Source organism: Kitasatospora sp. NPDC023176, from assembly GCF_055560495.1.
In genome coordinates this window covers 24502-50442 of sequence record NZ_JBVHIP010000043.1, presented here as the reverse complement: position 1 = coordinate 50442, position 25941 = coordinate 24502, and the positions used below count along the sequence as shown (strand labels likewise).

Below are 25941 nucleotides of genomic sequence, written 5' to 3'. Positions count from 1 at the left end.
ACCGTCAGTTCAGGCCCATGGAACGGGCGATGATCACCTTCTGGACCTCGGAGGTCCCCTCGATGATCGTGGTCATCCGGACGTAGCGGTACAGGAATTCCAGCGGGTGGCCGCGCACCCAGCCGGTGGCGCCGTGGACCTGGAGCGAGCGGTCCACCGCGCGCACGGCGGTCTCGGAGGCGACGAGCTTGGCGAGCGCCGCGTTCTCGGGCGCCTCGGTGCCCTCGTCCACCAGCCGGGCGCAGGCGAGGGTGAGCAGCTTGGCGGACTCCACCTCGGCGCGGGTGGCCACCAGGTGCTCCTGGATGTGCTGGTACTCGCCGATGACCTTGCCGAAGGCGCGCCGCTCGCGGGCGTACTCGACGCCGGCCCGCAGCGCGTACTCGGCGATGCCGTTGCACATCGCGGCGACCACCAGGCGGCCGCGGGAGAGGCTGTCCATGGCGAGGGCGGTGGCCGCGGCGATGCCCTCCTCGCCGCCGATGACGGCCTCCGGGCCGACGGTGACCTGGTCGAGCAGCAGCTCGAACAGCGGCTCGCCGGACATCCCCTCGTAGCGCTGGCCGATCCGCAGACCGGGCTGGTCCATCGGCAGCACGAAGGCGGTGGCCCCGGCGCTCGGGCCCTTGCCGTCGCCGAGGTCGGTGGCGGCGACCACCAGGGCGATCCCGGCGTGTTCGGCGTTGCTGACGAAGGTCTTGCGCCCGTTCAGCACCCAGCCGTCGCCGGTGCGCACGGCGGTGGTGGTGAGGTGGAAGGCGTCCGAGCCGGCCTGCGGCTCGGTGAGCGCCAGGCAGCGGGTCTGCTCACCGCGCACCAGCGGGATCAGGTGCCGCTCGATCTGCTCCGGGGTGCCGTGCCGCAGCAGCGGGCTGGGCCCGTCGGAGCCGGCCAGCGCGTAGGGGGCGAGCACGCAGCCGCTGCGCCCGGCGGCGTGGTGCAGCAGCACGACGGCGAGGAACGGCATGTCGGCGCCGCCGAGTTCCTCCGGGTAGTCGCCGGCGTAGAAGCCGAGCGCGGCGGAGCGCTTGCGGACGTAGGCCCGCAGGTCGCTCGGGACCTGGTCGGCCGTCTCGGGCAACTCGGCGGCGAGCGGCACGAGTTCGCGGCGGATGAAGCTCTCGAAGGCCTCGACGATCTCGCGGTGGCCGTCCTCCAGGACAGCGGAGGGGGCGGTCACTTGCTCTCCCCGGTGAGGACGCGGGCCTGGTCGGCCAGCACGGCGTGGCGGAACAGGGTGCGCAGCGGCGGGCGGCTGCCCAGGTGCGGCTCCAGGAAGGCGGCGAGCTGGGCGGCGAGCAGCGAGTGGCCGCCGACCTCGAAGAAGTGCGAGTCCGCGCCGAAGCGGTCGTGGCCGAGGACCTCGCGCCAGGCGGCGGCGATCAGCTCCTGGCCGGGGTCGTCGAAGGTGCTGGGTGCGCTCTCCGGCTCCGCCGGGACCTCCTGGACCAGCCGGGCCAGGGCGGCCCGGTCGGGCTTGCCGCCGGGCAGGGTGGGCATCGCCTCGACGGCCGTCCAGCTCGCCGGGACGAGTCCGCCGGGCAGCCGGCGGGCGAGTGCGGCGTGCAGCGCGGTCTGGTCGGGGCGCTCGGCGCCCTCCAGGAAGCCGACCAGGCGGGGGCCGGTCTGCGGGTCGGTGTGCAGCACCACCGCACAGGAGCGGCCGCCGAGTTCGGCCGAGGCGGCGGCCTCGATCTCCTCCAGTTCGATCCGGTGACCGCGCAGCTTGACCTGGTTGTCGGCGCGGCCGAGGAAGCACAGCCGGCCCTCGGTGTCGCGGTAGCCGCGGTCGCCGGTGCGGTAGACCCGGGCGCCGCCGAGCGCGGGGACGGTGACGAACCGGGCCGCGGTGGGCTCCGGCAGGCCGATGTAGCCCTCCGCCAACAGGTCGCCGCTGACGGCGAGTTCGCCGACGCAGCCGTACGGGAGCGGGCGCAGCGTCTCGTCCAGGACGTGCAGGCGCACGCCGTCGAGTTCGGTGCCGAGCGGGATCTCGCCGTCCGCGTCGACGTCGGCCGCGGTGACCTGGTGGACGGTGGAGGTGACGGTGGCCTCGGTGACGCCGTAGGCGTTGAGCACCGTGGTGGCCTCGGTCAGCCCGGCCAGCGCCCGGGCGGGCAGCCGCTCGCCGCCGAGGACGAGCAGTCGCGGCGACCAGCGGCCGTCGCGCAGCGCCTCGCGCAGGTCCTCGCGGACGGCGAGCAGGTAGCTGGTGGGCAGGTTGGCGACGGTGACGCCGCGGGCGGCGAGCACGGCGACCAGCTCGGGCCCGGTGGGCACCTCGCGCTGCGGCACCACCAGCGCGGCGCCGACCGCGAGGGCGGGCAGCACCTCCTCCAGCGAGACGTCGAAGGACGGCCGGGCGAACAGCAGCACCCGGTCGGCGGCGGTGAGTTCGTAACGGGCGGCGATCGCGGCGACGTACCCGGCGAGCGCCTCGCGGCCGACCAGGACGGGCTTGGGCACGCCGGTGGAGCCGGAGGTGTGGATGATGTACGCGCCGCCCTCCAGGGCGGCGGCGGGCTCGGCCTTCGGGAAGGCGGGGCCGTCCAGCAGCGCCGGGGTGACGCCCTCGGCCGGCAGCGCGAGCGCGCTCTGCCGGGTGGCGAGGACGAGCGCGGGGGCGAGCCGCTCCAGCAGCAGACCGAGCCGGGCGGCCGGGTCCTCGGTGGACAGCGGCGCGTGGACGGCGCCCAGCCGCAGGCACGCCAGCAGGGCGACCACGCTGTCGGTGCCGCGCGGCAGCACGGCGGCCACCGGCTGGCCGGCGGTGACTCCGGCGGCGCGCATCCGGTCGACCAACTCGCCGACCCGGCGGTCGAGTTCGCCGTAGCTGATCCGCTCGGTGCCGGCCAGCAGGGCGAGCGCGGTCGGGTCGTGGGCGGCGGCCGGGTCGAGTCCGGCCGGGACGACCGGGCTGGCCGGCTCGGCCTCGGGCGCGGGGGCCAGCTCGGCGAGCACCGTCTCCGGGCGGTCGAGGTAGTGGCGCAGCAGGTCCAGCAGGCGCTCGGACAGCAGCACGGCCCTGGCCTCGCCGAACAGGTCGACGTCGTAGTCCCAGATCAGGGTCATCCCGGCGGCGGCGTGCTTCTCGCCGACCACCCGGCGGTCGTCCGGCAGCAGCACCAGGTCCAGGTCGAAGCGGGTGGTGCCGGTGTTGAAGCCCTCGTACAGCGAGACGTCGAGCCCGGGCGCCTGGACGTCGGGCAGCGCGGCGTCGTGGGCGCTGAACATCACGTTGAACAGCGGGTTGTCGGCGCCGCTGGTGTGCAGTCCGAGGCGGCGGGTGAGCTCCTGGACCGGCAGGTCCTGGTACGGCAGGGCGCGCATCAGGACGTCGGTCACCTCGTCCACGGCGTCGGTGCCGGAGGCGGCCGGGTCCAGCCGCAGTCGCAGCGGCACGGTGTTGACGAACATGCCGACGGTGCCCTCGAAGCCCTCCGGGCGGTTGCCGACGGCGGTGCCGACGGTCACCTCGTGGTGGCCGCTGTGCCGGCGCAGCAGCTCGGCGAACAGGGCGAGCAGGGTGCTGAACGGGGTGTGGCCGTCGGACTTGCTGCGCTCGCGCAGCCGCTCGGCGAGGTCGGCGCCGATCGCCTGGCGGAGCTGTCCGCCGCGGTGGCGGCGCTCGACGCCCGGCCGGGCCAGTCCGGGCAGGGTGACCTCGCGCGGGGCGTCGGCCAGCTCCTTGGTCCAGAAGGCGAGGGCGCGCTCGCGGGCCTGCGGGTCGACCTCGGTGCGGGCGTGCTGCTCGTACGAGGGGGCGGTGCCCAGCTCGTAGGGCTCGCCGAGGACGCGGGCGCGGTAGACGGTGAACAGGTCGCGCAGGAAGATCGCGAAGGAGTGGCCGTCGTGGACGAGGTGGTGCTCGACGTGGATCAGCCGGTGGTGGTTGTCGGCGAGCCGGACCAGGTGCCAGCGCAGCAGCGGGGCCCGCTCGGTGTCGAGCGGCTCCTCGGCCTCGGCGGCGAGCAGCCGGCGGAAGGTGGCCTCCGGGTCCTCCTCGGCGGAGAAGTCGCTGTGGCGCAGCTCCGGCGGGCAGTCCTCGGCGACCCGCTGGCCCGGGAGGCCCTCCGGCCGGGCCACCAACTCCAGCCGCAGGCCGGGGTGCTGGGCCAGGGTGGCGGCGAGGCCGGTGTGCAGGGCGTCCCGGTCGAGGGTGCCCCACAGGTCGAGGACGCCGGTGAAGTTGTAGGCGCGGCTGCCCGGCTGCATCTGCTCGTGCAGCCAGACGATCTCCTGCGACGGAGAGAGTGCGAACATGGATGATTCCCTTGTGTGGTGGGCGTGTCGGCACGACGGTGGCCGGGTGCGGGCGTGGGGTGGTCCCGGTACGGCCGGTGGGGACCGGACCGCACCGGGGTGAGGGTGCGGCCGGGGGCTTCGGGGAGCGGGGCCGTCGGGGGACGACGGCACCGGGGGGACGGGGTCTTGGGGCGACGGGGGGCCTGGGCGGTGGGGGTCCTGGGCGGCCGAAGTCGGGGGCGGCCGGAGTCGGGGGCGGGCCGGGTCCTAGAGGTGACGGCGCAGCACGGCGAGCAGCTCGGCGAAGGCGGCCTCGGCGTCGGCGGCCGGGAAGCGCTCGCCGTCCCAGGCCAGGCGCACCGTCAGCTCGTCGCCGTGGGAGGCGGAGACGGCCATCGGCGCGGCGAGCGGACGCCCGGCGAGGTGGACCTCCCGGCCGGGCACCCCGCCGAGCACCAGCGCCGGGCGGCGCTGGAGGTCCTCGAAGGTGAGCATCGCGTCCAGCGCGCCCGACCAGGGGGACCCGGCGGTGCGGGCGGCCCGGACCACCTCGTCGAAGGGCGTGCCGGCGTGGTCGAGGTCGTCCCACCAGTCGTCGCAGAGCGCCTCCAGGTCGGCGACCGGGTGGGTGGGGACGGCGTGCACCAGGGTGTTGAGGAAGCAGCCGAGCACGGCGGGCGCGCCGGGCGGGCGGCCGCCCCACGGGTAGCCGAGCGCCAGCGGGCCGTCCACGCGGTGCAGTCGCCGGGCGGCGGCGCCGACGGCGTCCAGCAGGGCGGGGAAGACGGCGCCGCGGGCGGCGGCCTCGACGGCGGGCAGCCGCTCGGTGAGCATGCCGGTGACCGCGGCGGCGCCGCCGCCCGCCCCGACCATGCTGCCGAGCCGGCGCCCCCAGTGGGCCTGGGCGGCGGGCCCGGCGGCGGACTCCTCGGCGGCCAGCTGGAGTTCCACGGCCTCCCGGAAGTCGGCGACGGCCTGCGGGCCGGGGCCCGGCGCGGGCTCCCGGTCGCGCCGGTAGGCGTCGGTGAGCTCGCCGACCAGCACCCCGAGCGACTGCTCGTCGCAGGCCGCGTGGTCCAGCGCGAGGGCGAGCAACTCCTCGCCGCCGTCCGGCTCCCGGGCCACCAGCAGGCGCAGCGCGGGCCCGTCGACGGGCCAGTCCAGCAGCGCCTCGCGCAGCGCCGTGTGGGTGCTGCCGCCGGGGGCCACGGCGATCCGGGCGACCTCCACCGAGGGGCCGCCGGTGCGCAGCACGGGTGTGCCGCGCACGATCGCGAAGGCGCCGCACAGTGCCGGGTGGCCGGCCGCGACGGAGGCGGCGGCGCGGCCCAGCCGGGCCAGGTCGAGGGTGCCGCCCGGGTAGGCGAAGAACAGCGGGGCGATGTCGGAGCGGGTCTGTGGCGCGAGTCGGCGGGTGATCAGGAACCGTCGCTGGGCGCCGGTCAGCGGGAGCAGCTCCACCGGGGAGTCGGCGGCGGCGGAGCGGTACCGGGCGAGGTAGGCGGCGGTGATGCTGGCGTGCACGGAACGGTCTCCGGTTTCCAGTGTCGGCTCGGGTCTGGGGGGTCAGGGGGTGGTGGGGCTCGCGGCGGGGTGCTCGGCGTCGCGGGTGTCCTCGGCGTCGAGGGCGTCGACGGCATCGAGGGCGTCCTCGCCGCCCCCGGCCCGGGGTTCGGCCGGCGCCGTGGGCAGGTCGCGCATCCCGCGCAGCGGCGAGAGCAGCAGGGGCACCGGCACCAGCAGGAAGCCCACCGCGCACAGCCACAGCGCGGCACGCGGGCCGGCCCACTCGGCGACGAGCCCGCCGCCGAGGGCGCCGATCGGCAGGGTGCCCCACACCAGGAAGCGCATGGTGGCGTTCATCCGCCCGAGCAGTTCGGGCGGGCAGACGCTCTGCCGGAAGCTCACCTGGGCGACGTTGTAGGCGACCGCGCCGAACAGCACCACGCCCGAGGCGAGGCCGAACAGCAGGGCGCCCGCGCCGCCGCCGGACAGCGGCCACAGCAGCGCGAACGGCGCGCTCACCACGGTGGCCAGCCAGATCAGCCGGGCCTGTCCGACCCAGCGGGACAGCTGCCCGGCGCACAGCGCCCCCGCCAGCCCGCCGACGGCGGAGGCCGACAGCAGGGCGCCGATGGCCCCGGGCGACAGGTCGAGCACCCGCACCCAGAACACCGTCTGGACGGCCATCAGCACGGCGGCGAACAGGTTGGACGTCGCGGTGGCGGCGGCGATCGCCCGCAGCAGCGGGTGTCCGAGCACGAAGCGCACGCCCTCGGCCACCTCGGCGCGCAGCGAGCGCCCGGGCACCGGCTCGGGCAGCGCCTCGTCGCCCCGGATCCGGGCGAGCAGCAGGGCCGAGGCGAGGTAGCCGCAGGCGTCGGCCACGATGGCCAGCGGTGCGCCGAGCAGTTGGACCAGCCCGCCGCCCAGGCCCGGCCCGGCGATCTGCGCCGAGGACCGGACCGTCTCCAGCGCCCCGTTTCCGGCCACCAGTTGCTCGCGCGGCAGGACGGCGGGCAGGAAGGACTGGTGGGCCACGTCGAAGAACACCGTGGCCACCCCGGTGACCAGCGCGACCAGGTAGAGCTGCGGCATGGTCAGCACGCCGAACGCCGCCGCCGGCGGGATCGATCCCACCGCGAGGCAGCGCACCACGTCCGCGCGGATCAGCACCGGGAGCTTGCGCATCCGGTCCAGCCAGGCGCCGGCCGGCAGGCCGACCAGCAGGAAGGCGGCGGTCTCGGCCGCGGTCAGCAGGCCGACCTCGAACGGGGTGGCGTCCAGCACCACCACCGCCACCAGCGGAAGGGCTACCAGGGTGACCTGACTGCCCGTCTGGGCCGCCGCGGCTCCGGTCAGCAGGAGCCGGAAGTCGCGGTGGCCGAACAGACGGGCCTGGCGGGGGTGAGGCTTCTCGTTCATCGATGCGACTCTCGGTCACCCATTCGACACAGGGCAAGCACCTGGTCCGTTTCCGGACGAACCTCGGGTCGGCCGGATCCCGCCACCGCCGGGACGGCCCCTTCCGCCTCCCTTACGGGCCCTTGTGCCCCGGCGCCGATCCGGCGCGCGCCCGCCCCGGCCCGTCCGCCAAGGCATCACGGCCCACCGGGATGTCCGGGCGGACCCGCGACCAGGGAGTCCATTTCGCCGTCCGATATCCGGACGCCTGCTTTCCGGCCACCGGAGCGAACCCCTCAACTTGGCCGGAATCCATGGAGTACATGCCTTCCGTAACCCCACCGTGATATCGGCGTGACCGTACAGAGCCGTGGCCGGGCTCCGCGGGGCCGCCCCCGGTGGCCGGTCGGCCACGCACCGCAACCGGTCCGGCGGCCACCTCACACCCCCTCGTCGCCCACCCTTCCGCTCCCCCCGCCGCCCCCGCGCCGGGTCACCGCGAGCACCGCCATGTCGTCGTCCCGCGGCCCGCCCGTCCACCGGGCCACGTCCGCCACCAGCGCCTCCACCGCCTCCCGCGCCCCGGCGAACGGCCCGAGCGGGGCCAGCCCGCGCACCGGGTCGTAGAACTCCCCCGCGGCGTCCCGCGCCTCCGTCACCCCGTCGGTCACCAGCAGCAGCGTGCACCCCGGCGGGAACGGCCTGGCCTCCACTCCCGGGCGCGGCACCCCCAGCCCGCCCATCCCCAGCGGCAGCCCCGGATCGGCCGCGTCCCACCGGCACACCCCCGGCCCGCCACCGCCCAGCAGGTACGGCCCGGGGTGCCCGCAGTCCAGGGTGCGGGCCACCGCCTCCCCCGGCGGGAACTCCACCAGCAGCGCCGTGATGAACCCCTCCAGCCGCAACTCCTCGCTCAGCTGCCCGCTCTCCCGGGCCAGCGTGCGCTCCAGCGCGTCCGCGAGCGCGCCGAGATCCGGCTCCCGGTGCGCGTCCTCCCGGAACGCCCCCAGCAGCACCGACACCGCCCCCACCGCGTGCAGCCCCTTGCCCCGCACGTCCGCGATCAGCACCCGCACCCCGTACGGAGTGACCTGCAGCGCGTACGCGTCCCCGCCGATCAGCGCCTCGTCCTGGGCCGCCCGGTAGCAGGCCGCGACATCCAGCCCCGCCACCCGCCCCGGCGGCTCCGGCAGCACCGCCCGCTGCGCCGCCTCCGCCACCGACCGCACCCGCGCCAGCCGCCGCCCCTGCCAGGCCACCACCCGGTTCACCCCGATCCCGAGCAACGCGGCGAAAGCGGTGTTCACCAGCTCCAGATAGCCGTCCTGGGTCCCGATCGACCCGTCCCGCACCGCCAGCACCAGGATCCCGGTCACGTTCGCCAGCGCCACCGCCACGGTGTCCCGCAGCGACAGCAGCGCCCCCGACAGCACGGCGGCGGCCGCCAGCAGCGGATCGCCCCAGTAGTCGGCCGGATCCAACGAGTTCCACACCAGGCCACCGACGATCAGCAACCACGGCGCGACCCGCACATACGACGGCCACTGCTCGGACCTCGACGCCATCGGCCACCTGGCTTCCGTCTCGCCCCCGCCCTGGACCGATCGTAGGCACGGGCGGCGGCGGGGCGCAGGGCGGTGGGTGCAGGACAGCCGGTCCGGGCCGATGCCGTCGTCACGCGCGGTGTCCGAGCGGTCCGGCTGGGCCCCCGCCGGCCGCGTCCTGCGGCCGCCCCGCACTCGCTGTCATGACAGCCGTGACGGCCGTGACGGCGCCGCGGGCCCTGCGGGGCGAGTACTCCCGGCGGAGGCGGAGGTTCGGGTTCGAACGTCCGCCGGTCGGCCAGCGGTGGCCGAGTACCGGCCATCCGCCGCCGTTCCGTCCGTGCGCGACGACACCCCTGCCAGAGTGACGGTGTCCGTACACGTCACCCGCCCCGCGGGTGCCGGAAGGGGGTAACCCATGCGATCGAACGCACTGGTGAAGACACTCGTCGGCGCCACGGCCGTGGTCGGACTCGCCGTCGGCAGCCTGGCCGGCGCCGGCGCCGCCTTCGCGGCCACGCCGCCCGGCGTTCACCAGGAAGCCGCTTCCACGCCCACAGCGCAGGCCGCGGTGGTCAACCTCGGGCTGAGCGTCTCCCAGGCGCAGAAGCTCCAGGTCCCGCTGCGGACCTACTGGGGCTACACCGGCGCCATCGACGGCCGGCTCGGCACCGGCAGCTGGCAGGCCATGCAACGGTTCCTGCGCGCGGACTGGGGCTACACCGACTCCATCGACGGCATCGTCGGGGCCCACACCGTGGAGGCCCTGCAGCGCTGGCTGAAGAGCAACTGGGGCTACACCGGAGCGATCGACGGCATCGCCGGGGCCGGCACCGAGGCCGCCTTCGCGCGGTACTGCGACTCGCTGTGACGTCCGCTCCCCTCGGGGGCTGACCACCCGCCGGGGCCGGACCGGCCGGAGTCCCGGAGTCAGCGGCCGGTCCGGCCCCGTCACCGGCGGTCCGGCCCCGTCACCGACCCCGCCACCGGCCCCGCCACCCGATCCTTCAGCGGGTGAAGCGCTCCGCCCCCGCCCCGGTCAGCAGGCCGGTCGGCAGCCGCCGCCCGTACGCCACCAGCAGCAGGTGCTCCGCCCGCCCCGCCACCGTCAACGGCCCCTGCCCGTACGACCAGTCCAGGTCCGTCGCGCTCAGCCGTACGCCCTCCAGCCGGGCACCGAAGAAGCGCAGGCTGCGGGCCGAGACCGCACCCAGCAGGGCGGCGGCCCGGGGCAGTGGCAGGCGCGGGGGCAGGGCGAGGGCGACGGTGATGTCGAGGCCGTGGACGGCGTCGTGGGCGAGGGCCGCGATCCGGCCGCCGACCGGGGGCCGCCAGGGGTGGTCGGCGTTCTCCGCCAGGGCGGCGGCGAGTTGGGCCTCTGTGCCGGCGGCGGCGTCGCGGCGGGCGATCCGGTCGGCCATCCGGTGAAGGTTGCCGCCGGAGCGGGCGAGTTCCCAGACAGTCCGGGCGGTGGAGTACCGGAAGCCGGTTCCCATGTGCGCGACCACCTCGCGCACCCGCCAACCCGCACACAGCGAAGGCGAGTTCCACTGTTCGGCGGTGAGGCCGGCGAATACCTCGGCGAGTTCCCGCCGTTCCGCCGCGATCTGTTCGCGGACCCACTCGACGCCCTGGTCCTGCTGCACACTGTCCATGCCCCCAGCCTGCGGCCGGAGTCGCCCGCGCGTCCAAGAACGGGTTGTTCTGCCACCTATGATCAGCGGTGATGGACTCCGGCAGGTCCAGTACGTCGCCACCGTTGCCCGGCATGGCGGCTTCACCCGGGCGGGCGCCGGAAACCGCCGGCCGTCGCCTTGGTCGCCTTGGTCGCCTTGGTTGCCTTGGCCGCCGTGATCGTCCTGGTCGGCCTGGTCGGCCACCTGCGGGCCGCCCACCCGGGGGACATGACGGTCCGCTACTCCACGGCTCCTCCGTCCGCGATGTGCAGTAGCACGGCCGCGCCGTCGAGGGTCTCCGGGTCGAGCGGGAAGTAGCCCTGGCGCGGGGTGGTGTCGGTGCGGGTCACGGCTGTGCCAGAGGCCGGCGGGGTCACCAACTGCCAAGCGCCGGGCTGTGTTTGCAACGGCGCCTCGTACGTCCCCGGGGCCGGCTCGCCCAGTCCGAGCGCCGCGCTGCGACCGAGGCTCCCGGCGACGAAGACGTAGCGCTCCTCCAGCAGCGAGCCGGCGATGTGGCCCGCGCCGTTCCAGCCGCAGTCCAGTTCCCCCTGCGACCAGGCGCTCGGGTTCCGCTGGAGGTGCCGGTTGTGGGCGAACACCAGGGTCGGCCCGCGCCGGGCCTCGACGGCGCGGATGTCGAACAGGTTCTGCGCCATCAGGGCGTCCCGCATCCTGATCAGTCCGGAGATCCGGGCGCTCGTCCCAAGACCCTGGACCGCCGACTGCGCGTGGTAGCGCAGCAGTCCGAGTCCGGCCTGCAGGTGGGTCCGGGCCCGGAGCCACTCGACGTGCGAGCTTGCCGCGATCACGTCCGGTGCCTGGACGTAGAGTCGGTTGAGCAGGTCGTCGGCGGTGCGGCGCAGCAGTTCGGCCTCGGGGGTGGCTCCGGGAGACGTGGCAGCGTCCAGGATCGCCTCCTCGCGCTCCCAGCGCCGGTCCTCGCCCGCCAGGGCGGCGATGTCCAGGTCGAGTCGCAGATAGTCGCGGGCGTGTTCGAGGTAGCGGCGCGGGCTGGGGGCCGTCGTGTTCTCGGTCGGGATGTCGAAGCCGTGGAAGGCCAGTTGCTCCCCGGCGTCCCGGTCGCGGTTGAACTCCCGCATCCAGGCGAGGAGTCGGCGGTTTCCCGGCTGGGCGCCGAAGCCGTGGGTGAAGCCTTCGACCAGTGCCGCGTCGAGGGTGCCCGCGCCGTGCCGGACGTAGTCGTCCACGACGAACGCGGCCACCCGGTCGGTTTCCAGGGCGATCGAGCGGAAGCCGTGTTCCACGAGTTGGGCGAACAGCCGGTTGCGGACCAGCCCGAAGGCCGGTTCCTGGTGCGTCGGTTCGCCGAGCGCCAGCAGTTCGCAGGAGGGGGTGAGGAAGTCTCGGATGTCCTGACTCATGGACCTCAAGCGTATCCTTGAAAGAACGGTTGAGACTTTCAGCGTCTCGGCTCGACATTTTCGACCAGAAGTCTCAAACCGGAGGGATCCGCCGTGCGCCCCGCCGACCTCGCCCGCGAACACGGCATCTCGACCCAGGCCGTGCGCAACTACGAGCGCGACGGCTTCCTCCCGCCCGCCGAGCGCACCCCCAGCGGGTACCGGATCTACACCGAGCGGCACGCCGCGGCCCTGCGGGCCTTCCTCACCCTCGTCCCGGCGTTCGGGCACGCGACCGCGGGCCTGGTGATGGCCGCCCTGCACACCGACCGGCCGGACGAGGCGCTGACCGCCGTCGACCGGGGCCACGCCCAGCTACTGCGCGACCGGGAGACGCTGGCCACCGTCCGCCGGGCCGTCGACCACCTGACCTCGGAGCACCGGACCTCAGGCCGACAGGCCTCGGACCATCAGACCTCGGAGCAGCAGACTTCGGAGCAGCAGACCTCGGACCATCAGTCCGCGCGCGCCGACGCCCGTCGCTCGATCCCCGGCCCGCTCAGCATCGGCGAACTCGCCCACCGGCTCGGCCTCACCCCCGCCACCCTGCGCACCTGGGAGACCGCCGGGATCCTCACCCCGGCCCGCGAACGCCCCGGCGGGCGGCGGCTCTACCATCCCGACGACACCCGCGACGCCGAACTCGCCCACCTGCTGCGGCGCGGCGGCTACCCGCTGGACCACATCGCCACCGTGATCCGGCAGGTCCGCACGGCGGGCGGCACGGACTCCCTCGCCGAGGCCCTCGACGGCTGGCAACGGCGGCTCACCGCCCGGGGCCGGGCGATGCTCACCGCAGCCGCGAGGCTCGACGCCTACCTCTCGCCGGACCAGGGTGCGCCGGACCGGAATGTGCCGGGCACACGGCGCCAGTCCCGTTCCGGGTGACGGGCGAGCGGGCCGGGGACTCCAGCTCGACGCCCGGACCCCGGACGGCTCCGGCTCCGGTTCCAGCTCCGGCTCCGGTTCGCCGAACAGCGCCGCGACCTCCGCCGCGCTCGCGGGATCGGCCTCGGGCCGGATCTCGCCCACGAGTCGAGAGCGTACGAGCGGCCGCCCCAGTGCACCCGATGGTCCCGCGCCACCGGGTGCCGGACTGTGCCGAGCGCCCGTGCCCACCCCCTGCCGTCTCCCGGCCGCCGCCCCTGCCGTCAGCCGACCCGGCTCAGCCGGGAGTCGGTGGAGCCCGGAGCCTGGCCCGCGCCCGCTCCGGGCAGCTCCTGCTCGTCCGCGACACCTACTCCGTCGAGGCGGTCGAGGTCGCCCCCGGCGTCGACGTCTGGCCCGGCCGGCCGTCCGGCGACGACCGGATCAGGCCGTCCGGCCGCCCGGCGACGACCGGACGGCCTGATCCGGCCGGTCGATGTCCTGCTGGATCGTCAACTTCGTTCAACAGAAGCAGCTTCCAGCCAACCCAGCGAGCGGTCCGGCAGGACCAGGAGGAAGAGCAGGGCCGCGCCGCCGAGCATGAACAGCGCGAGGTGGTGCAGCCCGCCCGTGGTGGCGCCGTGCGGGAAGAAGGCCGCGTTCGCGGCCGAGGCCGCCATCGCCCCGAAGTACATGAAGGTGCGCAGCAGCCCGGCCGCAGCGGCGATGGCGGCCGGGTCGGCCTGGTGGTAGAGCGCGGTCTGGTTGCCGAGCCCGATCAGCCCCTGCGGGATGCCCGCCAGCACCCCGACCCCGATCAGCAGCGCCAGGGGGCTCGTCGGACCGGCCACCAACAGGGCGGCACAGGCGGCCATTTGGACCACCGCACCGACCACCAGCTTGCCGCGCACCGCCGGACTGCGACCGGTCACACCGGAGACCGTGAGCGCGGTGAGCGACAGCGGGAGCAGCACCAGTCCGGCGGAGGCGGCGCTCAGGCCACGCCCCTCCTCCAGCCACTGGGTGTAGCCGTAGAGGAAGGCGTAGACGGCGGTGTAGCCGAGCAACTGGCGCAGATAGGTGGCGACCAGCGGACGGTTGCGGGCCAGCGCCCGCAGGTCGATGAACGGGCTGCGGGCCCTGGCCTCCCGGACCGCGAACCCGGCGCCGGCCAGCACGGCGAGCACCGGCAGGTACCAGAGCCCGGAGCCGGGCTTCATCACGAACAGCATCAGCGCCAGCAGGAAGACCGCGAACAGCGTGATCCCCGCGTGGTCGAGCCGCTCCCCGTCCTCCCGGCGCGGCACCGAGGCGGGCAGCCGGACGGCCCCGAGCACCAGACAGGCCAGCGACAGCGGGACGTTGACGGCGAAGATCGACCGCCAGCCGCCCAGCCCGATCAACAGGCCGCCGAGCGTGGGCCCGACCACGGCGATGGTCTGGTTGGCCACCGCGAGCACGGTCAGCACCCCGGTCGGACTGCTCCGGCCGGTCCGCTCGGCCTCACTGCGGGTGAGGTGCATCGCCGCCGGGTACGCGGCGGAGGTGCCGATCCCGAGCAGCACCCGGGCGAGGATCAGCAGCCCGAACGTGGGCGCGAGCGCGCCGACCAGCCCGGCCAGACCGACCACGGCCGTCCCGGTCAGATAGAGCCGGCGCGGACCGTAGGTGTCCACCAGCCGACCGATCACCGGCTGGCCGACGGCGGTGGCGAGGTAGAGCGCGCTCACCAGCCAGGCGGTCTCGGCGGGCGGAGCGCCGAAGGCGGTGCCGATGGGCACCAGGGCCACCGCGATCATCGAGGAGTTGATCGGGTTGAGTACCGAGCCCAGCACCATCGGGGCGAGCAGCCGGCGGTTGAACCCGCTGCCGGCCGGCTCCTGCCGGTCCCGCGGCGCCTGCCGCCCCTGCCGCCCCGGCCCCCGGTCCCCCCGGTCCCCCTGCTGCGCCTGTGCTTCCTGGCGGCGGGACCGGAGCCGTGCCAGCAGCGTCGACGGACCGGTCATCGCCGGTTCAGCCGGTCTATCAGGGGCAGTGCCGCCAGCACGGTGGCGCGTTCGGCCTCGGTGAGGCCGTCCTGCAGCGCCCGGGCCAGCCACTCCTCCCTGGCCCGACGGCTGTCCGCGATCCACTCCAGCCCGGTCGCGCTCAGGTCGACCAGTTGTCGGCGCCTGTCCTCGGGGTCGGGGCGGCGACCGACCAGCCCGTGCCCCTCCAACGCCGCCAGCGTGGCGGCCATCGACTGCGGACGGACCCGCTCGGCAGCGGCCAGCGCGCTTGCGGAGGCGGCCCCGTCGACGATCAGCCGGTTGAGCACCGCGGTCTGGGAGGGGGTGAGTCCGCTGGACCCCTGCCCCTTCTCCTGGAGGGTCCGGCGCAGTCGGCTGAAGACGGCACGGAGCTCTCGGGCGGCCAGCGCGGCGGAGTCAGCGGGGCCGGCGGTGTCATTCGGGCCGGCGGAATCGGCCGGACCGGCCGGGTCGACCGGCTCGGCCGGCTCGGCCGGGCCTTCGGGGATCGCTGGGGCGGTTCGCTTCTCGGTCACCACTCCACGGTAATTTCATCAGTCCAGACTGTCCAGCCTTGCTGTACATCCAGTTCTTCCGCCCACCCCGATAATGGCGTCATGATCGACAAGCAGCTCCGCGTCGTCCTCGCCGAGGACTCGGTGATCCTCCGCGAGGGGATGGTCGAACTCCTGACCGCCCGTGGGTGCGCGGTGGTCGCCACCGCCGGTACGGCCCCCGAACTGGTCGCCGCCGTCACCGAGCACCGGCCCGAGGTCGCCGTGGTGGACATCCGGATGCCGCCCACCCACACCGACGAGGGCATCCGGGCCGCGGTCGAGATCCGGGCCGTCACGCCGGAGGTCGGGATCCTGGTCTTCTCCCAACACGTGGAGACCGCCTGGACGGCCCGGCTGCTGGCCGGCGGCGCCGCCGGCATCGGCTACCTGCTCAAGGAACGGGTGGCCCGCACCTCCGAGTTCGTGGACGCCCTGCACCGGGTCGCGGCGGGCGGCACGGCGCTCGACCCGGAGATCGTCAACGGACTGCTCCACGGCGGCCGGCGCAGCCGGGTGGACTCCCTCACCGCCCGCGAACGCGAGGTCCTGGAGCTGATGGCCCAGGGCCACTCCAACCGCTCGATCGCCGGCCGGCTGGTGGTCTCGGAGCGGGCGGTGGAGAAGCACGTGGCGGCCGTCTTCGGCAAGTTCGACCTGCCCGCGACGGACGCCGACAACCGACGGGTCAAGGCCGTCCTGGCCTACCTCGCGGAGACCGGTTCCTGAACGCCTCGCACCCCGACCACGAGACCTGACGCACCTTCCCCAGCTCCGGCCCCGGCCCCGGCTCAGCCCCAGCCCCCGCCCAGCCCCCTCCCAGCCCCCGTCACAACCTGCTCGGCAGCTCCGCCGTGACGACCGTCGGCCCGCCGCGCGGGCTGTCCACTCGCAGCACCCCGTCCACCGCCGCGAGCCGCTCGGCCAGCCCCGCCAACCCGGTGCCCGCGCCGACCGCGGCGCCGCCGTGCCCGTCGTCGCGGACCATCAGCCGGACGCTCCCGTCACCCGCGCTCGCGGTCAGCTCGACGGCCTGCGCGCCGCTGTGCTTGGCCACGTTGGTGAGCAGTTCGGCCGCGCAGAAGTACACGGCCCGCTCGATCACCTCCGCGGGCCGCTCCCGCAGGTCCAGCCGGAGCGCCACCGGCACCGGTGAGGTGGCGGTCAACCCGGGCAGCGCCTCGGCCAGCCCGGCGTCCAGCGCCACCGGGTGGATGCCCCGGGTCAGGCGGCGCAGCCCGGTGATGGTGTCGTCGGTCTGCCCGCGCGCCCGGTCGACCAGGGCGCGCAGCCGTCCGAGGTCGGGGCCGGCGTCCGCCCCAGGCCCGGACGCGGCCGGGTCGCCGAGGGCGTCGTCCGCCAGGGAGAGGGTGATGGCGAGCGCGACCAGCTGCGCCTGGGTGCCGTCGTGCAGGTCGCGTTCGAGGCGTCGCAGCCGGTCCGTGCCGTCAGCCAGCAGCGTGATGCGGGCGTTCTCCAGCTCGCGCACCCGCTGCTGCGAGCGCACCGGCCCGAGCAGCGCCCGGGCCAGCGCCCGGTTGGCCCGGCTCAGGGCGCGCAGCCCGGCCGGTACGGCGGCCAGCACCGCCAGGCCGACCGGGAGCCCGGCCACGTCCAGCCAGTCGACCGTTCGTGGGCCCGGCTCCAACAGCCGTACCCAGAACGGGAATCCCGCCAGCCACACCGAGCTGAGCGGCAGCCCTACGGCGGCCAGGAAACCGAGCACTCCGAGCGGCAGCCGGAGGAGGAGGTAGAGCAGCGCCCGCCAGGCGACCGGGTCGGTCAGTACCGCCAGCCCCCGCGCCAGCGGCCCCGAAGGGCGCGCCAACGGCGATGGTGCGGCGACCTGTTCGCCCAGCAGCCGCCCGACCAGCCGCCGGTGCAGCCCGCCGATCCCTCGGGCCCCGGCCAGGGCGGCGGCGACGAAGGGCAGCCCCAGCACGGTGAGCGAGAGCAGGGCCCCCGCGTAGAGCACTGCCACGGCGTAGACCCCGCCGAGCACTCCGAGCGGCAGCCCGAGGACGGCGAACGCCACTTCACCGCCCCGCACCGACAGCCCCTGCCGCCATCGACCCACCACGCGCCTCACCCAATCCACCGATCAACCGGCCCCCAGCATCCCCCAGTGACCACCGGAACCGCCGCTCGCCCGAACCACCCATCACCTCCCGCGCCCCACCTCAGCCCCGCTCCCCGGCCACCTCCTCCACCGCACGACCGCCGATCGCCCAGAGCCCCGTGCCCACGATCCCCGGCACCGTCAGCACCACCGCCCCCGCCACCACCCAGCCGCACGCCGCCCACGGCATCACCGGCACCACCGACCCGGTGACCGCCTGGCTGAACGCCCCGGTCGCCGCGCCCGCCACGGCCGCGCCGAGCAGCACGCCGACGGCCGTGGTCAGGGCGGCCTCGACGGCGAGCATCCGCAGCAGCTGCCGTCGCGTCGCCCCGACCAGCCGCAGCAGGGCGAACTCGCGGCGCCGGTCGGCGGTCAGCGCGACCAGGGTGTTGACGGTGGAGACCGCCGCGAAGCAGACCAGCAGGCCGAGTTCCGCCTGCCGCAGCCAGACGTCGCTCGCCTTGGTGACGCTGGTCGCGGCGCCGCTCGCCCGGGCCGCCCGCTCCGCCGTGCTGGTCATGATCAGCATCGTGGTCGAGAGCCCGACCAGCAGGGCGACCGGGACCACCGCCGAGGAGAGCCGGGCCGCGTAGCCGCGCAGGTTGGCGTCCGCGAGCCAGCCGACCCTGGGCAGGAGCACCCGGGCCGGGGCGCCGAGCAGGGTCGCCAGCACTCGGGCCGCCACCGGCCCCAGCAGGGCGACCGCGACCAGCAGCACCAGCGAACCGAGCAGGGCCGCCTGCCCCGCCTTGTCCAGTTCCCCGGCCGGTCGGCCGGCGGCCAGCCGCAGCAGCAGGACACCGCCCGCCAGCACCGCCGCACCGGCCAGCAGTCGCACCACGCCCGTCCGGGCCTGACCGGCCGCGCTGTCGGTCATCGCAGCGGCCGGGGCGGGCCGGGTGATCCGCCGGACGGTGAGCGCGGTGGCCGCCAGGCCGACCAGCAGCGCCACCGCGAGCGCGATCAGCGTCGGCACCGGCGTCACCGGTATCCGCAGGCCGGGCGCGGCCATCCCGCGCCGTTGCAGCGCGTCGAGGAAGGCCCGGGCGGCGAGCAGGCCCACCGCACCGCCGGGGACGGCCGCCAGCAGGACGGTCGCCGCGACCTGGAGGCGCACCAGCCGGCGTATCTGGCGGGGCGTCGCCGCGACCGTCCGCAGCAGGGCCAGGTCGCGGTGCTGCTGCCGGAGGGTGAAGCCGAGCGCGTTGACCACGACGAACAGCGCGACCAGGACGGCGATCTCACCGAACGCCCCCGCGATCACCATCAGCCCCGGCCCGGCCACCGCGGCCCGCGCCACCGTGGCCGGGGCCGTGAGCTGGGCGGCGACCAGGGAGCCGAACAGGGTCACCGCCCCCACCGCCAGGAACAGCGCCGTCGCGAGCCCGGCGAAGGCCGCCGGTCGACGTCCGATCTGACCGACCGCCAGGGCCGGTACGGAACCACTCATCGCCCTCACCCGCCCAGCCTGCTCAGCCGCTCGCCGACCTGCGCGGCCGTCGGCCGGACCAGTTCGTCGACCAGCGTGCCGTCGGCGAGCAGCAGCACCCGGTCCGCGTAGCCGGCGGCCACCGGATCGTGGGTGACCATCACACACGTCCGGCCGTCCTCGTCCACGCCCGCGCGCAGCAGGTCGAGGATGTCGTGCCCGGTCGCCCGGTCGAGCGCGCCGGTGGGCTCGTCGGCGAACAGCACCTCGGGCCGGGCGGCCAGGGCGCGGGCGATCGCCACCCGTTGCTGCTGGCCGCCGGAGAGCCGGCCCGGCCGGTCGCGCTCCCGCCCGGCCAGCCCGACCCGGGCGAGTGCCTCCCGCACCCGGGCCCGCTCCGGTGGGTGCCCGGCCAGCCGCCCGGGCAGTGCGACGTTCTGCGCGACCGTCATCGCGGGCATCAGGTTGAAGGCCTGGAAGACGAACCCCACCCTGGTGCGCCGCAGCTCCGCCAACCGCCGTTCGGGCAGGCCGGACACCTCGGTGCCGCCCCAGCGGACGGTGCCCCGGGTGGGGCGGTCCATCCCGGCCAGGCAGTGCAGCAGGGTGGTCTTGCCCGAGCCCGAGGGCCCCATCACCGCCGTGAAGGTGCCCGGTGCGAAGGCCACCGAGACCCCGCGCAGCGCCCGGACGGCGGTCGTGCCGCGCCCGTACTCGCGGTGCAGCCCCTCGCCGCTGAGCGCCGCACCCGTCACTCCGTCGTGCGCCGCCCCGACGGCGGCTTTCGTCATCCCGTTCATGCCCCCAATCCTGGGCATCCGGAACCGCCGGGTCGATTGTGCTGACACCCCAATCCGGGGTTCGGAAAACCGAACCCCGCAGATGGTGCTACGCCCCGTCGCCCGACATCCGCGCCAGCCACCGCCGGATCGCGTGCGCCCAGGAGTCGTGCTCGTACTCCGGCCACGGGAGCGGTCCGACCCGGTCGATCGCCGCCGCCGTCCCCGGATCGTCCGGACCGCACGAGCCGACACGAAGCCACAGGAGCCCGTACGCGCCCGTACGCGCCCACCGACCGCGTCCGCCGCCACGAGCCGGGCATCCGCCGGGACTTGATCCGCCGCCATCCGCACCCCCTCCCCCCTCTCCCGCTCCCCCCGCGCAGCCGGACCGACAGCCCGACCGGGGCACGTGATGCCCACCACGGAAAACGGCCTCCCATCCGGGCTCCCGAGGAGGAATCATGATCAGGTGACCATCGACCTGCTGCCCGGCCACGGCGTCCGCCTGCCGGCCCCGCTGCCCGAACTGCGCTTCGGCCTCGCCGAGGCAGCGGTACTCGCGCTGCTGGCCCCGCACGGCGCGCTACTGCCGGACGGGGTGCGCCCGACCTTCGTCTGCGGCACCCGGTGGGCTCTGGGCTTCCGGCTCCCCGGTGTGAACGTCACGCTCTCCGCGCACGACGGCGACGCCCTGACGGCAGTCTGGGTGAACCGGAACCCGCACGACGACCGGCCCGCCTGCCCGGTCGGCTACCTCGGGATCGACGTGTTCGGCTGGCCGGCCCAGGAGTTGGCCGGGGCTCTGCGTGCCCAGGGCCTGCCCGTGCCCGACCCGGCCCACGGCAACCTGCGTCACGGCCCGGTCCATCTCCGCGCGGATGCCGGGCGCCCTCCCCGCCCGGCCCCCGGCCGCAAGCCGCGCCACGAGGCGCCCTACCACTTCGACTTCGTCTCCCTCCACCACACCGCTCCCGAGGCCACCCGATGACCCCGCAGGAACCGTCCCCGACCCCGACCCCCGCCCCGTGCCCGGCCCCGCACCCGACCGACGTCGCCACCGGCCCGTACGACGCCGCCTTCCTCCCCCGCCTGGAGCTCTCCGCGCGCCCGGCCGAGCGGCCGATCACCGAACCGGTGCCCAAGCTCGGCGGCGAGCCCTGCTGGCTGGCCGAGCCCGCCTGGCCGCTCTCGCCCGAGACCGGAGAACCCCTGGTCTTCATCGGCCAGTTCCCCGTCCCCGGTGAGGAGTTGCGGTTGGCGTACCTCTTCCTGGCGGAGGTCGAGCAGATCATGGGCGGCATGGCTCCGGACGCCGGGGACGGCGTGCTGCTCGTCCAACCGGGCGGCCGGATCCCTTCCTTCGCCGTGATCGGCCCGCCCGGCACCCGGGGCCGCACGCTCTGGCGCCGCGAGCCCGGGAGCGCGGCGACGACGCCGGTCGAGTTCCACCTCGATCTGCTGCCGCTGTCGGCCGAGCTGGACCGGTCGATGGACGAACGGGCGGCGTTCCAGCGGTACTTGCGCCACGAGGGCCCCGAGGTCCGGTTCCCGGACGGCGGTCACGTCTTCGACCACCTCGGCGGCCTCCCCTCCTTCCCCAACGGCGAGGCCCGGGTGCCCGCGCCCTGGCGGTACCTCTTCTCGTTCTCCGACGCACCGGACGACGACGACCCGTACTTCCTGAACTTCGGCTACGGCGTCGGCAGCGGCTTCCTCAGCCCGGACGGCCTCGAGGGCCGCTTCTGCTGGGAGATCCCGTAGCGCCGGCCCCACCCCCGACGGCCCCACCCCCGACGACCCCACACCCGACGACCCCACACCCGACGACCCCGCACCCGACGACCCCACCGCCCCACCCCCGAAGCCCCGCCCACCGCCCCCTCCCGACCCCACGAGGAGTCCGCATGACCACCACCCCCCTCACCGTCGCCGTCCTCGGCCCCGGCGGCGTCGGCGGCCTGATCGCCGGCCTGCTGGCGCGCGACGGCCACCGCGTCATCTGCCTGGCCGGCGAGCAGACCGCGGCCGTCCTCGCCCGGGACGGACTGCACGTGCGCAGTACCCAGTTCGGCGAGTTCACCGCCCCGGTGGAGGCCGTCACCGAGCTGCGCGAGCCGGTGGACGCCGCCTTCGTGACCGTCAAGGAGACGGCCCTGGCCGACGCGCTCGACCGGATGCCGCCGCAGTCCCTCGGCACCGGCATCGTGGTGCCCCTGCTCAACGGCCTGGACCACATGGCGGTGCTGCGCGAGCGCTACCCGGCCGGGCGGGTGGTGGCCGGGACGATCCGGGTCGAGGCCACCCGTACCGCACCCGGCCGGATCGAGCACACCAGCCCGTTCGCGGCCATCGAACTCGCCGCGCCGGTGGAGGAGTTCGCCGAGCAGCTGCGCCGCACCGGGCTCGACGTCACGCTGCGCGAGGACGAGACGGCGATGCTCTGGAGCAAGCTGTCCTTCCTCGCGCCCTTCGCCCTGCTGACCACCCGGCACGCCGACGGGATCGGCGTCGTGCGCACCGAGCACCGGGATGAACTCCTCGCCGTCCTGGACGAGATCACCGCCGTCACCGCGGCGATCGGAGCCCCGGCCGACCTTCCGACGCTGCTCGCCGCCTTCGACCGGATCCCCGGGGCGATGAGGTCCTCGATGCAGCGCGACGTCGAAGCGGGCCGGCCGACCGAACTCGACGCCATCGGCGGCGCGGTGCTGCGGGCCGCCGAGGCGCACTCCGTGCCCACCCCGACCATCGCCCGACTGGTGCGCGAACTCTCCTAGCCGCACCCCTCCCCCGCCCCCGTCCGCGAACTCCCGCCGTCGAACATCCAGGTGGACCGACGGCGGAAGTTCGAGGGCGGGCCCGGCGGAACGGCCGACCGTGCTTGCGGGGCGGTCGGCCACAGGAGTAGAACTCCTCGGGTGACATCAGCCGACCACCGCACCGCTCCCGCGTGGAGCCACGTCGAGGAGTTCCTGCGCGCCCACGAGGCCGACCGGATCCCGCACCCGGGCGGCACCCTGCTGGAGCACCTGGCCCGGGTGGCAGCCCTGTTGGCGGACTGGGGCACCGATGCCGCCGTCCAGGTCGCCGGGCTCTGCCACGCCGCGTACGGGACCGACGGCTTCGACGGCGCCCTGCTGGCACTGGACGAACGGGACGCGCTGGCCGCCCTCGTCGGCGAGCGCGCCGAGGCGCTCGTCTACCTGTACGCGAGCTGCGGCCGGGCCGCCGTCTACCCGCGCCTGGGCCGGGACGACGAGCCGCTGTTCCACGACCGGTTCACCGGGGAGGACCACACCCCGCCGGAGGAGGACCTGCGGGCCTTCCTCGCCATCACCGCCGCCAACGAACTCGACGTGCTCCGCCACAACGCCGAACTCGCCGCCCGCTACGGGCCAGGCCTGTACGAACTGTTGTCCCGCACCCGTGAGTTGCTGCCGGCCGCCGGCTGGCAGGCCTGGCGGGCATGGCAGGCCGGGCCAACACGGGCCTGAAAGCGGCACATCTGACTGTTCGTCAACCATCAACCGGCAGAAGACAATTTGCCGACCGTTCACGTGTCATGTCGGAACCACCGTACGGGGACCGGACGTTCTCGAAGGCGGGAGGGATACAGACATGACAACCAGACCGTACCGCCTCGCCGCCGCCACGATCGCACTGCTCGTGGCGGCGCCCTTGTTCACCGCCTGCAAGAACGCCGACCAGGCCCTCGACTGCGGAAAACGGGCGATCAGCCTCACCGGCGATGTCCAGGACCTCACCGACTCGGCGCTCAACGTCGGCCAGATCACCGACGAGAGTCGGCGCAAACACACCGTCGCGGCCCTCAAGAAGGTCAGCGACGACATCAAGCAGATCCGCAAGGACGGCGACGGCAAGGTCGACGCCGCCGCCGACAAACTGTCCAAGGCCGTCGACAACGCCCAGACCGCCGTCTCCAAGGGCAAGGAGCCCGACTTCGGACCGATCGGCGACGCGGCCGGCGAGCTGACCAAGGCCTGCGCCGGAGCCTGACGCCCCGACACCCCGGCACCGCCACCACGTGGGCCCGGGAGCGCCGGCCGATCCGGCGCTCCCGGCCTGTCGCCACCGCCCCGACGCCCCCAAGGCGGTAGGAACGGGCACCGGCCCGAACCCCGCCCCGGAGGCACCGGTGAACCACCCGATCCTCCACCAGATCCACCAGCTGCGCGCCGAGTTGGCCGGCGACGCCGCCCCCGCCCTGGTCACCGCGCTCGCCCATGGCACCGCCCCGCTCACCGCAGTGGCCGACCTCGCCGCCCAACAGCACCGGATCACCACAGCAGAAGGGCGGCGGTGATCGTCAGGGCCAGTGTGACCAGGCCGGTGGCGATCGCGCCCAGGACTACGGTTGCGTCGTAGAGGTTCTTGTCGAAGTCGGACAGGCCGGCGAAACGGGGGGTGAAGGCGACGCTGAGCAGGAAGCCGAACAGGATCTGTGCACCGGTCTGACACACGCGGACCTCTTGGAGCATCTCGCTCCACAGCCGGTCCGCCCGTTCCTGCGGCGTCTCGTCGCGGCCGCTCCCGGACGCGTCCCCGCGGCTCCTCGATGTCACTGGTCGTCTCCTGTCTCGCCTCGCCGCCGCCGGGGCCTGTCCCTCTTCACGCCGGGTGTCCGGCGTCGATGTCCTGGACGTCCTGGAAGGTCAGTGAGCCGCCGCTCGACGCGGCTTCGGTGTCGATCGGTTCCAGGAGGAAGCCCACGTGGTCGCCCCAGTCCACCCGGTCGAGGACACGGCCGGCGAACCAGGCCACGGCGCCTTCCAGCACCGGGACTCCGTAGGGTCCCACTTCCCACGCGGCGACCGCGAACTTGTCGACGTCGTCACCTGTGCGGCCGCCGAACAGCTCGGCGAGATCATGTCGGCGCGTCGGGAGCAGGTGGACCACCAGCACCGGCGAGCGCGACGCGACGGCATAGGTCCGGTTCGCCTTGGAAATCCAGACGGCGAAGCGGAGCGGCTGGATCGAGCACTGGCCGGCGAAGCCGACCAGACACCCCGCGTGCTCCCGTCCGGTCGTCGCGGTGACGACATACACCGGGTAGTCCAACAAGGCGGCGAACGAATCGAATTGGCCCATGGTGCTGCTTCTTCCCTCGGAGCTGGCGAGCTATCGCAGGCAGTTGCGCGACCTCGCGGCCGGTCGTGGTGCCCGGCAGAGCCAGGCCAGCGCCTGGTAGAACCCGAGGACGTAGTCGGCGTCAGCGCCGTCGTGCGCGGCTGCGCGCAGTTTCACGGCGGCGCTCGGCATTCGACGAGGAGCTGCGCACGGTTGGGCATCACGGTCCGGGGCAGCGGGGCAGCGGTCACTGGGGCTTTGGGCTGGGTTCCGGCGGCCCACCGGTAGACGGCCTACGCGCCGTGTTCGAGGCCGGCGCACGGTGAGGGCGGACGGTCGGATGCCCTGGTCGAGTACCTTGTCCAGCCCCGTGCCCCTACCGCCGGCGTGGTCGCCTCGTGTGTGCTCATGTCGGCAAGTTACGTCCACCGGCCCTCTGCCGCCTCCGGGCTGGGGCCGGGGCCGGTGGCGTCCTGTGGCGGCCGCGCACCGATCGCGGGCGGCCGCGTCGGGCGGCGTGCGTCGGCGGTGGAGGGCACGATGGAAGAACACTCCCGCGCTGCTGTACATCTCCGGCTCCTGCGGGCCGCCCAGGTCAGGCCGCACTGTCGGCCACATTCTCGAAGGACGCGTGATGTCTCCCCGACTCCTGGCGGAACCGTTGAGCATCTACCTGAACGACCACCTGACCGGTGCGTTCGGTGGTGCCGCGCTGACCCGGCGCATGGCCGACAGCCATCCGGACAGTCGCCGCGCGGCCGACCTGCGCCGCCTGGTCCGCGATGTGGAGGAAGACCGCGACGACCTGGTCCGGATCATGAACAGCCTCGGGGTGCCCGTGCGCCACTATCGAACCTGGCTGGGCCTGGCAGGCGAGCGGATCGCGCGACTCAAGCCCAACGGGTCGCTGGTGCGCCGCTCCCCGCTGAGCGACCTGCTCGAACTGGAAGCGATGCGCACTGGCATCGAAGGCAAGACCGCGCTGTGGCAGGCGCTTCGCGCCATCGCCGACACCGACCCGCGCTTGGACCCGGACGACCTGGATCGCCTCATCGAGCGGGCACGGGACCAGACACGCACGCTGAAAGGCTGGCACCGGTCGGTCAGCAGCGAGGTCCTTCCCGGCAGCGGCGCCACGTCTCACAGGGGCGGCGGCTCGCCGTCCCTGTGACCGGAGGGCGCAAGGCGGGGCGAGAGGCGTCGACCGGCGCTCAGACACCCATGGTTGTACGGGCCTGAGCCGGCCGGTAGCGCTGGACATGCAATCGCTCGGGTGGGGTCCGGAAGGATTGGTTGT

25 protein-coding genes are annotated in these 25941 nt (G+C 74.7%); 10 read left to right on the top strand and 15 right to left on the bottom strand.

The genetic code is table 11. The features are described 5' to 3' along the window. Nucleotides 1-4 precede the first annotated feature (4 nt). The 5 genes from ACZ3YL_RS36870 to ACZ3YL_RS36850 form a co-directional block, all read right to left on the bottom strand. On the bottom strand, nucleotides 5-1180 hold the full coding sequence (locus ACZ3YL_RS36870) for an acyl-CoA dehydrogenase family protein (RefSeq protein ID WP_188305996.1): 1176 nt from the start codon (nucleotides 1178-1180) through the stop codon (nucleotides 5-7). Next, a complete protein-coding gene (locus tag ACZ3YL_RS36865) occupies nucleotides 1177-4263 on the bottom strand; it encodes a non-ribosomal peptide synthetase (RefSeq protein ID WP_188305995.1) in 3087 nt (1028 codons plus the stop codon). The genes ACZ3YL_RS36870 and ACZ3YL_RS36865 overlap by 4 nt, the downstream gene beginning before the upstream one ends. Before the next feature lie 249 nt (nucleotides 4264-4512). Continuing rightward, a complete protein-coding gene (locus tag ACZ3YL_RS36860) occupies nucleotides 4513-5769 on the bottom strand; it encodes a condensation domain-containing protein (RefSeq protein ID WP_465661848.1) in 1257 nt (418 codons plus the stop codon). 42 nt (nucleotides 5770-5811) lie between these two features. After that, on the bottom strand, nucleotides 5812-7170 hold the full coding sequence (locus tag ACZ3YL_RS36855) for an MFS transporter (protein WP_465661846.1): 1359 nt from the start codon (nucleotides 7168-7170) through the stop codon (nucleotides 5812-5814). Nucleotides 7171-7589: 419 nt separating this feature from the next. Next, nucleotides 7590-8714, bottom strand: a complete 1125-nt coding sequence (locus ACZ3YL_RS36850; protein ID WP_465661844.1) for a PP2C family protein-serine/threonine phosphatase — start codon at nucleotides 8712-8714, stop codon at nucleotides 7590-7592. Between the two features lie 397 nt (nucleotides 8715-9111). Between ACZ3YL_RS36850 and ACZ3YL_RS36845 the strand changes: the two genes are divergently transcribed. Continuing rightward, entirely contained in the window at nucleotides 9112-9564 is a 453-nt protein-coding gene (locus ACZ3YL_RS36845) for a peptidoglycan-binding domain-containing protein (RefSeq protein ID WP_188308134.1), read from the top strand. Nucleotides 9565-9700: 136 nt separating this feature from the next. On the opposite strand, the gene ACZ3YL_RS36840 is transcribed toward ACZ3YL_RS36845, so the two are convergent. Together ACZ3YL_RS36840 and ACZ3YL_RS36835 are read right to left on the bottom strand one after the other, a co-directional pair. Then, entirely contained in the window at nucleotides 9701-10348 is a 648-nt protein-coding gene (locus ACZ3YL_RS36840; RefSeq protein ID WP_188308135.1) for a maleylpyruvate isomerase family mycothiol-dependent enzyme, read from the bottom strand. Between the two features lie 260 nt (nucleotides 10349-10608). Then, nucleotides 10609-11754 (bottom strand): erythromycin esterase family protein, encoded by a 1146-nt coding sequence (locus tag ACZ3YL_RS36835; protein ID WP_465661842.1) that lies wholly within the window; start codon nucleotides 11752-11754, stop codon nucleotides 10609-10611. Nucleotides 11755-11847: 93 nt separating this feature from the next. Here ACZ3YL_RS36835 and ACZ3YL_RS36830 point away from each other — a divergent pair, with 93 nt between their 5' ends. Continuing rightward, complete coding sequence (locus ACZ3YL_RS36830; RefSeq protein ID WP_465661840.1) at nucleotides 11848-12681, top strand: TioE family transcriptional regulator; 834 nt, start codon at nucleotides 11848-11850, stop codon at nucleotides 12679-12681. Between the two features lie 491 nt (nucleotides 12682-13172). On the opposite strand, the gene ACZ3YL_RS36825 is transcribed toward ACZ3YL_RS36830, so the two are convergent. Next, complete coding sequence (locus ACZ3YL_RS36825) at nucleotides 13173-14666, bottom strand: MFS transporter (RefSeq protein ID WP_465661838.1); 1494 nt, start codon at nucleotides 14664-14666, stop codon at nucleotides 13173-13175. Continuing rightward, on the bottom strand, nucleotides 14663-15205 hold the full coding sequence (locus ACZ3YL_RS36820; protein WP_465661836.1) for a MarR family transcriptional regulator: 543 nt from the start codon (nucleotides 15203-15205) through the stop codon (nucleotides 14663-14665). The genes ACZ3YL_RS36825 and ACZ3YL_RS36820 overlap by 4 nt, the downstream gene beginning before the upstream one ends. An 81-nt stretch (nucleotides 15206-15286) precedes the next feature. Between ACZ3YL_RS36820 and ACZ3YL_RS36815 the strand changes: the two genes are divergently transcribed. Then, nucleotides 15287-15952: a response regulator transcription factor gene (locus tag ACZ3YL_RS36815; protein ID WP_188308139.1), complete on the top strand. Its 666-nt coding sequence runs from the start codon at nucleotides 15287-15289 to the stop codon at nucleotides 15950-15952. Between the two features lie 100 nt (nucleotides 15953-16052). On the opposite strand, the gene ACZ3YL_RS36810 is transcribed toward ACZ3YL_RS36815, so the two are convergent. The 3 genes from ACZ3YL_RS36810 to ACZ3YL_RS36800 form a co-directional block, all read right to left on the bottom strand. After that, entirely contained in the window at nucleotides 16053-17273 is a 1221-nt protein-coding gene (locus ACZ3YL_RS36810) for a sensor histidine kinase (protein WP_465661834.1), read from the bottom strand. A gap of 130 nt (nucleotides 17274-17403) precedes the next feature. Continuing rightward, nucleotides 17404-18795, bottom strand: coding sequence for an FtsX-like permease family protein (locus tag ACZ3YL_RS36805; RefSeq protein WP_465661832.1), 1392 nt, complete (start codon nucleotides 18793-18795; stop codon nucleotides 17404-17406). Between the two features lie 5 nt (nucleotides 18796-18800). Further along, complete coding sequence (locus tag ACZ3YL_RS36800) at nucleotides 18801-19574, bottom strand: ABC transporter ATP-binding protein (protein ID WP_465661830.1); 774 nt, start codon at nucleotides 19572-19574, stop codon at nucleotides 18801-18803. Nucleotides 19575-20025: 451 nt separating this feature from the next. Between ACZ3YL_RS36800 and ACZ3YL_RS36795 the strand changes: the two genes are divergently transcribed. From ACZ3YL_RS36795 to ACZ3YL_RS36770, 6 genes are all read left to right on the top strand, one after another. Next, nucleotides 20026-20544 carry a hypothetical protein gene (locus ACZ3YL_RS36795; RefSeq protein ID WP_465661828.1) on the top strand — a complete coding sequence of 173 codons (519 nt, stop codon included), beginning with the start codon at nucleotides 20026-20028 and terminating at the stop codon, nucleotides 20542-20544. Beyond that, nucleotides 20541-21317, top strand: a complete 777-nt coding sequence (locus tag ACZ3YL_RS36790) for a hypothetical protein (RefSeq protein WP_465661826.1) — start codon at nucleotides 20541-20543, stop codon at nucleotides 21315-21317. Before ACZ3YL_RS36795 ends, ACZ3YL_RS36790 begins: the two co-directional genes overlap by 4 nt. Before the next feature lie 143 nt (nucleotides 21318-21460). Beyond that, nucleotides 21461-22333: a ketopantoate reductase family protein gene (locus tag ACZ3YL_RS36785; RefSeq protein WP_465661824.1), complete on the top strand. Its 873-nt coding sequence runs from the start codon at nucleotides 21461-21463 to the stop codon at nucleotides 22331-22333. A gap of 141 nt (nucleotides 22334-22474) precedes the next feature. Then, the gene (locus tag ACZ3YL_RS36780) at nucleotides 22475-23050 is read left to right on the top strand and encodes a DUF6817 domain-containing protein (protein ID WP_465661822.1); all 576 of its coding nucleotides are present in this window, start codon (nucleotides 22475-22477) and stop codon (nucleotides 23048-23050) included. A gap of 124 nt (nucleotides 23051-23174) precedes the next feature. Next, a complete protein-coding gene (locus ACZ3YL_RS36775) occupies nucleotides 23175-23573 on the top strand; it encodes a hypothetical protein (protein ID WP_188308144.1) in 399 nt (132 codons plus the stop codon). 139 nt (nucleotides 23574-23712) lie between these two features. Continuing rightward, nucleotides 23713-23880, top strand: coding sequence for a hypothetical protein (locus tag ACZ3YL_RS36770; RefSeq protein WP_465661820.1), 168 nt, complete (start codon nucleotides 23713-23715; stop codon nucleotides 23878-23880). Here ACZ3YL_RS36770 and ACZ3YL_RS36765 read toward each other — a convergent pair. The 3 genes from ACZ3YL_RS36765 to ACZ3YL_RS36755 are packed head-to-tail and all read right to left on the bottom strand — an operon-like array spanning nucleotide 23855 to nucleotide 24821. Then, the gene (locus tag ACZ3YL_RS36765) at nucleotides 23855-24139 is read right to left on the bottom strand and encodes a DUF6328 family protein (RefSeq protein ID WP_465661818.1); all 285 of its coding nucleotides are present in this window, start codon (nucleotides 24137-24139) and stop codon (nucleotides 23855-23857) included. The two genes, ACZ3YL_RS36770 and ACZ3YL_RS36765, sit on opposite strands and share 26 nt — an antisense overlap. A 46-nt stretch (nucleotides 24140-24185) precedes the next feature. Further along, nucleotides 24186-24665 (bottom strand): flavin reductase family protein, encoded by a 480-nt coding sequence (locus tag ACZ3YL_RS36760; protein WP_188308146.1) that lies wholly within the window; start codon nucleotides 24663-24665, stop codon nucleotides 24186-24188. Nucleotides 24666-24695: 30 nt separating this feature from the next. Further along, nucleotides 24696-24821: a hypothetical protein gene (locus ACZ3YL_RS36755; protein ID WP_262986086.1), complete on the bottom strand. Its 126-nt coding sequence runs from the start codon at nucleotides 24819-24821 to the stop codon at nucleotides 24696-24698. Between the two features lie 484 nt (nucleotides 24822-25305). On the opposite strand from ACZ3YL_RS36755, the gene ACZ3YL_RS36750 reads away from it, so the two are divergent. Further along, a complete protein-coding gene (locus ACZ3YL_RS36750) occupies nucleotides 25306-25815 on the top strand; it encodes a hypothetical protein (protein ID WP_465661816.1) in 510 nt (169 codons plus the stop codon). The last annotated feature ends 126 nt before the right edge of the window (nucleotides 25816-25941 follow it).

What these genes read in the sequence shown, in the direction of transcription:
- ACZ3YL_RS36790 (WP_465661826.1), top strand. Translation starts at nt 20,541, where the DNA reads ATGACCCCGCAGGAACCGTCCCCGACCCCGACCCCCGCCCCGTGCCCG.
- ACZ3YL_RS36845 (WP_188308134.1), top strand. Translation starts at nt 9,112, where the DNA reads ATGCGATCGAACGCACTGGTGAAGACACTCGTCGGCGCCACGGCCGTG.
- ACZ3YL_RS36840 (WP_188308135.1), bottom strand. Translation starts at nt 10,348, where the DNA reads ATGGACAGTGTGCAGCAGGACCAGGGCGTCGAGTGGGTCCGCGAACAG.
- ACZ3YL_RS36835 (WP_465661842.1), bottom strand. Translation starts at nt 11,754, where the DNA reads ATGAGTCAGGACATCCGAGACTTCCTCACCCCCTCCTGCGAACTGCTG.
- ACZ3YL_RS36815 (WP_188308139.1), top strand. Translation starts at nt 15,287, where the DNA reads ATGATCGACAAGCAGCTCCGCGTCGTCCTCGCCGAGGACTCGGTGATC.
- ACZ3YL_RS36805 (WP_465661832.1), bottom strand. Translation starts at nt 18,795, where the DNA reads ATGAGTGGTTCCGTACCGGCCCTGGCGGTCGGTCAGATCGGACGTCGA.
- ACZ3YL_RS36760 (WP_188308146.1), bottom strand. Translation starts at nt 24,665, where the DNA reads ATGGGCCAATTCGATTCGTTCGCCGCCTTGTTGGACTACCCGGTGTAT.
- ACZ3YL_RS36785 (WP_465661824.1), top strand. Translation starts at nt 21,461, where the DNA reads ATGACCACCACCCCCCTCACCGTCGCCGTCCTCGGCCCCGGCGGCGTC.
- ACZ3YL_RS36800 (WP_465661830.1), bottom strand. Translation starts at nt 19,574, where the DNA reads ATGAACGGGATGACGAAAGCCGCCGTCGGGGCGGCGCACGACGGAGTG.
- ACZ3YL_RS36775 (WP_188308144.1), top strand. Translation starts at nt 23,175, where the DNA reads ATGACAACCAGACCGTACCGCCTCGCCGCCGCCACGATCGCACTGCTC.
- ACZ3YL_RS36850 (WP_465661844.1), bottom strand. Translation starts at nt 8,714, where the DNA reads ATGGCGTCGAGGTCCGAGCAGTGGCCGTCGTATGTGCGGGTCGCGCCG.
- ACZ3YL_RS36825 (WP_465661838.1), bottom strand. Translation starts at nt 14,666, where the DNA reads ATGACCGGTCCGTCGACGCTGCTGGCACGGCTCCGGTCCCGCCGCCAG.
- ACZ3YL_RS36865 (WP_188305995.1), bottom strand. Translation starts at nt 4,263, where the DNA reads ATGTTCGCACTCTCTCCGTCGCAGGAGATCGTCTGGCTGCACGAGCAG.
- ACZ3YL_RS36855 (WP_465661846.1), bottom strand. Translation starts at nt 7,170, where the DNA reads ATGAACGAGAAGCCTCACCCCCGCCAGGCCCGTCTGTTCGGCCACCGC.